Consider the following 6343-nt stretch of genomic DNA (forward strand, 5'->3'; position numbering starts at 1 on the left):
GTCAAAACACTGATTTCACGGATTTCTTGGAGAGATTGGGGTAGGGGAGTGAAGGGTTAGTCAAACTGGTTACACAGCAAAGTTAGTTCCCTTGTCATTCGTCATTTGAGATTTTCTAGGCGAATGCGCGGGTCAACAAATTTGAGCAGCAAATCAGCGAGTAAGTTACCGACAATCAGCATTACAGCCGCCATCATCAAGGCTGCCATCACCAGATAAGTGTCTTTAGCCGTGACCGCTTGTAAGGTCAACCGTCCTAAACCGGGCCAATTAAAGAAAAATTCGGCAATAAATGCACCACTTAACAAACTAGCAAATTCAAAACCCAGGATGGTGATTAGGGGATTAATGGCATTCCGTAAGGCATGGACATAGATGACTCGATTTTCGGGAAGTCCCTTGGCACGGGCTGTTTGGATATAATCTTGCCGCAAAACATCCAACATTGCCCCGCGTGTAATCCGTTGAAGTCCGGCAAAACTGGTGATGGAGAGGGCAAGGGTTGGTAAAATCATATGCCATCCAACATCCAGGACTTTACCAATGGCAGACAAATCAGTATGATTAATACTGGTCATACCACCCACCGGAAAAAGCGGAGAGGTGTATTGGGCGATAATTAGCAGGATTAAGGCAGTGATAAAGCTGGGAAAGCCCTGACCGGTATAGCTAATCACCTGTAAAGCGCGGTCAGTAAAGCGGCTTTGCTTGACGGCGGCAATAATTCCTAGCGGAATCGCGATCGCCCAAGTGACGATAATCGAGGAAATGGCAAGCAGCAAGGTGGCGGGGATACGTTCCCAGAGTAGAGACGATACGGAACGAAAATAAACAAAACTCTCACCGAAATCTCCTTGAGTCACCACTCGCACCAGCCAGCGCCAATATTGCTTGTAGGCAGGTTGATCCAAGCCAAATTGCTGTCGGAGTTCCTCAATTCGTTCCGGGGAAATCTTGGGATTTTGCCGCAGGGTATCCAAGTAATTGCCTGGTGACAATTGAATGATGGCAAAACTGAGGGCAGATGCCAGAAATAAGGTTAATAAGGCTTGCAGGAGACGTTTGACGATGTAGAGAAACGTCTCACTGGTGACAATCCTGATAAACCCCGTCCACGCCTCATCTAAGCCCTGACGAGTTGAAGAATCCTGTGTTGAAGAAGTCATGTCTTTTGTTTGAATTGAAGAACGCAACCAATCACCGATCACTGATGCCCCTAATACTCAACCAAGGTAACAATCGGTGCATCAGGCAACTTCTGACGCCCCTGTAAATCCCTTAGTTCGATGATAAAACTAAAGCCCACCAGTTCACAGCCAATTTTTTGCACCAGCTTGGCGGTAGCGGCGGCGGTACCGCCGGTGGCGATTAAATCATCGGCAATCAGAATACGACAACCGGAATCAAAGGCATCTTGATGAACTTCTAAGCGATCCATACCATATTCAAGTTCATACTCAATGGTATGCACAGCAGATGGGAGTTTACCCGGTTTACGCACAGGGATAAACCCAGCGCCGAGTTGATAGGCGAGGGGAGGACCAAAAATAAAGCCACGGGATTCGATACCGACAACATAATCTGGCGTGAGTCCCGCATCTTTACAGGTTTGAGCCAGGATGTCAACGGTGTAGCGTAGTCCATCGGGGTGGCGCAGCAGGGGGGTGATATCCCGAAATACAATTCCAGGTTTGGGAAAATCAGGGATATCCCGAATCAGCGACTTTAAATCCATAGGTAGATAAGGTTTTTGAGCAAAGGGTTTAACAATTTAATCAAGGAAGCAGACTGATTGTGAGTTATTGTGCCATGATCGCATCGGAAAGGGTGGGTCAGTGACTTGTCATTGGCTACCAGCCAAATCGTACACTAGAAATCTAGAGGCTTGAACCATGAGACGGGTTATTCCGGCAAGTGCCTAGCCAATCAGCGTACTGGGTGGCGGCGATTCTAGAAGAGCCGCAATTAAGGATGACAATCGCTCAAATTTTTGGTAGATGGCACATAAGCGGAGAGATAAAAGTCAGTTATCCTATAAATCTCTAATTTATTGGAAATTCTTTCTGTATAGAAGACGAGTTCAACTACAATCGCTACTTAGATTCAATGATTCTTACTGTAAGCGTAATGCCGACAAACAGTTCTGCTGCCCCATCCCATCCCGTCATTTTAGATAATTTACCCGATCCAGGTATCTCAGATCGGGGATGTCCGTCACGAAGTCGGCAGCAGATTGACCTGATTTTACTTGCCATTGAAGCGCTAGAACTGGGCGGTTCTGAAGCGATGCTGCTGGTTGCCAAACAGCTAGAACTTCAGGACATTATCAACAATCGTGTGGTTCTTTGGCGTCTACGCTGCACTAATCCCTTGCGACGCTCTCACACGCGCCGTCCCCTGAATCTAGAGGAAGCGAAAGCCTTAGTGATTATAGCCAGTTATCTGGCTCGCCGGATGACGGTGGTGATCCGACAACTGCTTCTGGCTTATGAACAACTGAGTCAAAAGCAGGTTCCCATCGAACAACATTTTCGCTTATCCTCCTATCTAGAGCGATTCCGGGCGCATTTCCGCAGCCGGATGAACCCACGACGGGCAAAGGTCTCTGTCTACAGTACCGATGAAAAGTTAAATGAGCTAGCATTGTCGCTGTTAGCCCAGTTGCTGTTTTGTACGGGAACCTCTGGTATGCAGCGATTTTGGATGAGTTTGTTTGATGGGGAAGTTGGATGAACGATCCGAACCAGAGTTCATGAACCGCGCCTTAGTTCGTGAAGACGCGGATTGGCAGCGGGAACCTGCCAGTAGAGACCGAACATGGACGGTCTGTACATGAATAAGGGCATGAGTTGGTAAGGGATAATCACTGCTGGACGCTTCTCTAGTTCAGCTTAAATGTAGGTTGAGAGTGTCCGTAGCTATAATAGTGGATTCCATAAGGAAAAAACGATGACAATTCGACGCCAGTACAGTTTGCCCAACTGTACGCTGATTCTAGAGGGATTAAGTGATACAACCGCAGGGGGTGGAGACCAGCTTGATGCTCGCCCACTGATGACGATTCTGGTTAATGCAGAATGCCGTTTTATGGGTCAGCCGCAACCCATTAGCGGCGGACGAGATTTTTTTGAGAACCTAGTTCAGTCGGTCAGTCGGTATGCTCAAGAATTTTTGAGTCATGTCCCTCACCCCCAACTTGATGGCGCTAAACCGCCTTTGGTGCAGTTACAATCACTTCCGGATAAAAACTTACACCGTTTAAGGGTGGGGCAACCCGCAGAGGCACTTTCGGGTGTTCCCGCTGATTCCCATAGCGCATCGGGGACTTCTGCGGGAGGGATAGATGGTCAAAACCCTGTACAGCTTGATTTAACAACGGTACAGCTATTTGATTTAGTTGAGGCGATCGATCAGTTCCAGGCGGATCAGCGCACGTTGCCCGATCTGGCTGTACCCTTACAAGCGATTTCCCGACGGTATCGCCAAGCTGACAAATCCGTTGCCCAAAGAAGCGCACCTGCTGCGATCGGCGTGACGAGTTTAGCTGTAGCTGCGCTGGCTTTATTCTTTGTACCCGTCCCAGAAGTGCGTCCTCCCAAGCCAGCTTCTGAGTCTAATGCTACTGAAACAACGTCTCCAACCCCAGATAGCCCAGGTCAAGTCACCCCAACCCCCACCTCAAGTCCCCCTTCGGCGGCTGAACTGGAGGACGAATTAACCTCAACTCGAGAGATTACGAATCCAACGGAGTTGAGTTATTTGAAGCGTTATCTACACAGAGAACTCAATCAAGAGTGGGATAACCGGGAAGGGTTAAGTCAGAATTTAGAGTATCAGGTTACAGTTGGCGGAGACGGAGATATTTTGGGTTATAAGCCGATTGATGATACGCCTATTGATAGTGCGGACAAAACTCCCTTACCGGAGTTGAGCTATATTCCTACAGAAGGCGGTACAGCAAGCCGAGAAACCTTTGCTCTGTTCCGGGTGGTGTTTACCCCAGGCGGTGTGTTGCAAGTCAGTCCTTGGGAAGGATATCAAGAAAAACCGGGTTTAGGACCAGAAATCAAGGATCGGACGTTACTGAGACAATTAAATAATCAACTCTACAGCACGTTAGACGAACGGTGGGAAGGAACGCCGTTATCACGAAGACCATTAAATTACCGAGTGGCTGTCACTGAAGATGGCACGATCGCAGACTACGAACCGACCAATCAACCAGCTTGGGATTATGTAGCGGAAACACCTTTGGCAGAATTAGCTGACCCAGAAGCGGCTGGTATTGGCAGTGGGGAAACCGGATTTGCTCCCGACCAACCCTTAGCTCAGTTTCAGGTGGTGTTTAAGCCGAATGGTGTGCTGGAAGTGAGTCCCTTACGGGGATTCTGATGAGATGAGATGGGGAAGATGGGGGAGATGAGGGAGATGGGGGAGAATTTTCGTTAATTTGTGCAAGCGAGTCGCCCCTGTAATGGTTGAAGATATGTAGTTTAGGGTGAATGGCACTGAATTAAGCATTTTGGGATTGCCGAAACCCTTTGTCTAGCGTAGGGTGGGCATTGCCCACCAGCATACCAGTCAGTACCATTCGTTTTAGGTTTGTTAGCGGTTGGATAAGTAGAGATATCGCTGCTGGTGGATTATTTCGAGTCGGGATAATGCCTCTTTTGTATAGCGTTGGGCTTCATGACATATTGATTGCCAGAGGCGATCGAGGGCATTTAGGTTGGGACAATAACGTATAAGCGTGCGACAAGCAGCAATCCACTGTTCAATTTGGCGATAACTGACGAAGTAACCACCGATTCCTTGGATATGTACCCAAAGAACGTTATGCCATTTTTCCCAGTTAAGGATGCGCTCTTGGGGAATTCTCAGGAGTTTGGCGATTTGCCCAAGGGTGATGACGAAGGTTTTGGGGTTGATGCGATCGCGTATAGGTTGCATGGCTTTACTGTTGGGGTAGATGTTGCCGTCTCTTGAAAACGGAGAGGACTTTGGGTGAGCCGCAGTAAGGATTTACACTTAAATACAATGTAGATTGTATCTTGTTATAGTAAAACTTACATTGTAAGATGTCAATACATCCGTTGAAAAATATTCTGAACCTCTAGCTTTCCTCTCAGTACTCGAATCCAGCTTGTTGAGCGATTAAAGTTAGATATTTCGATGTAGCGAGAGTCGGCTCATAAGCGCTATTTTCCCACTGGCTAACGGTTTGCTGATACACTCCAAGCCTTTGGGCAAACTCTGCCTGGGTTAAACCCATGTGGCGGCGCAGTGCTTTGATGAGTTCAGCGTTCCATAGCACAGTGTCACCCATACGCTGAACTTTAAGTTTTGCTGTAGGTTGGCGAAATGTCACCCGTTGCTGCTCAAAATCCACATCCTCAACCCGATATCCGGCTTCCATCCAAGCAGAAGCTTGCAGTGCGCCTTTGCTGCGATTGCTCCACCATGCCCGTTTTTTGCGTGCTGAGTCGGGTAAGGTGTCATTCATAATTTCCTCAATTTCTGCCAAGGTGAGAATGACTTCCGCTTGATTGCTCTGTTGCAGAAATTCTAGGAGTGGCTGGTACTTGCTATCTGGCTTCATGCTGCCAAACCTCTACGCCAATCAACGTCTGTGGGTTGAGATGCTGGCGGGATTTCTGGATTAGTGCAGTGGGAGAAGGACATGAAGCTGTTCTAGGGGACAGGTAATCATCTCTAGGATGCCAGAAAATTGGGGCGTGCGATCGCGCTTTTACGGAGCTTAGGAACAAACGCCATTTATGGTAGGGACACGGCAGTGCCGTACCCCTACAGGTAGCGCTCGTGCCACCAAGAAAGCATAAGTCCGTGTTAGTGCGATCGCACGAGTGCTGCAAAATTGCCATTAGTAATCGAATCCAGCCTGATCAGCAACTAACATAAGATATTTCGATGTAGCGAGAGTCGGCTCATAAGCGCTGTTTTCCCACTGGCTAACGGTTTGCTGATACACCCCAAGCTTTTGAGTAAGCCTCCATTCATCAAGCTGGGCGGTTTAAACCGCAGCTACACAGACAAAACCCGCCTTCGCGGGTTATAACAACTATAATTTTCTACTATCTCCCCAAATTTTTATCAAAAAGTAGCGGTATTTTTCAAAAAGCATGGGGTTGGATGACTTGTATACTTCAAAAACAGGTGTATCTGCTCTTTTGGTTCCGTGCAGATAATGAGATATAAATGCACATCCACCTTCCTCTTCTGGATCAACCATAATCACATTGCCATAGGGAAAGTGGGAATAAAGATAAAGTGCGATCGCGATTCTCCTGACAGGAGTTTTGAGTCAGGAAATAGTGAAGCTTCT

7 protein-coding genes are annotated in these 6343 nt (G+C 47.7%); 2 read left to right on the forward strand and 5 right to left on the reverse strand.

Annotated features, from left to right (window positions below):
- Positions 1-101: 101 nt before the first annotated feature.
- Together ACLFWI_RS24750 and ACLFWI_RS24755 are read right to left on the reverse strand one after the other, a co-directional pair.
- Positions 102-1166 carry an ABC transporter permease gene (locus ACLFWI_RS24750; RefSeq protein ID WP_446415128.1) on the reverse strand — a complete coding sequence of 355 codons (1065 nt, stop codon included), beginning with the start codon at positions 1164-1166 and terminating at the stop codon, positions 102-104.
- 50 nt (positions 1167-1216) lie between these two features.
- The gene (locus ACLFWI_RS24755; RefSeq protein ID WP_446410257.1) at positions 1217-1735 is read right to left on the reverse strand and encodes an adenine phosphoribosyltransferase; all 519 of its coding nucleotides are present in this window, start codon (positions 1733-1735) and stop codon (positions 1217-1219) included.
- 371 nt (positions 1736-2106) lie between these two features.
- Between ACLFWI_RS24755 and ACLFWI_RS24760 the strand changes: the two genes are divergently transcribed.
- Both ACLFWI_RS24760 and ACLFWI_RS24765 read left to right on the forward strand, forming a co-directional pair.
- On the forward strand, positions 2107-2733 hold the full coding sequence (locus ACLFWI_RS24760; protein ID WP_446410258.1) for a DUF3038 domain-containing protein: 627 nt from the start codon (positions 2107-2109) through the stop codon (positions 2731-2733).
- A 216-nt stretch (positions 2734-2949) separates the two neighbouring features.
- Positions 2950-4392 carry a DUF4335 domain-containing protein gene (locus tag ACLFWI_RS24765; RefSeq protein WP_446410259.1) on the forward strand — a complete coding sequence of 481 codons (1443 nt, stop codon included), beginning with the start codon at positions 2950-2952 and terminating at the stop codon, positions 4390-4392.
- A 213-nt stretch (positions 4393-4605) separates the two neighbouring features.
- On the opposite strand, the gene ACLFWI_RS24770 is transcribed toward ACLFWI_RS24765, so the two are convergent.
- From ACLFWI_RS24770 to ACLFWI_RS24780, 3 genes are all read right to left on the reverse strand, one after another.
- Positions 4606-4950 (reverse strand): hypothetical protein, encoded by a 345-nt coding sequence (locus tag ACLFWI_RS24770; protein ID WP_446415129.1) that lies wholly within the window; start codon positions 4948-4950, stop codon positions 4606-4608.
- A gap of 175 nt (positions 4951-5125) precedes the next feature.
- Positions 5126-5599, reverse strand: a complete 474-nt coding sequence (locus ACLFWI_RS24775; protein WP_446415130.1) for a helix-turn-helix domain-containing protein — start codon at positions 5597-5599, stop codon at positions 5126-5128.
- Between the two features lie 480 nt (positions 5600-6079).
- On the reverse strand, positions 6080-6250 hold the full coding sequence (locus ACLFWI_RS24780; protein ID WP_446415131.1) for a hypothetical protein: 171 nt from the start codon (positions 6248-6250) through the stop codon (positions 6080-6082).
- Between the last annotated feature and the right edge of the window lie 93 nt (positions 6251-6343).

The organism is Coleofasciculus sp. (assembly GCF_046539235.1).
Taxonomy (GTDB): Bacteria; Cyanobacteriota; Cyanobacteriia; order Cyanobacteriales; family Coleofasciculaceae; genus Coleofasciculus.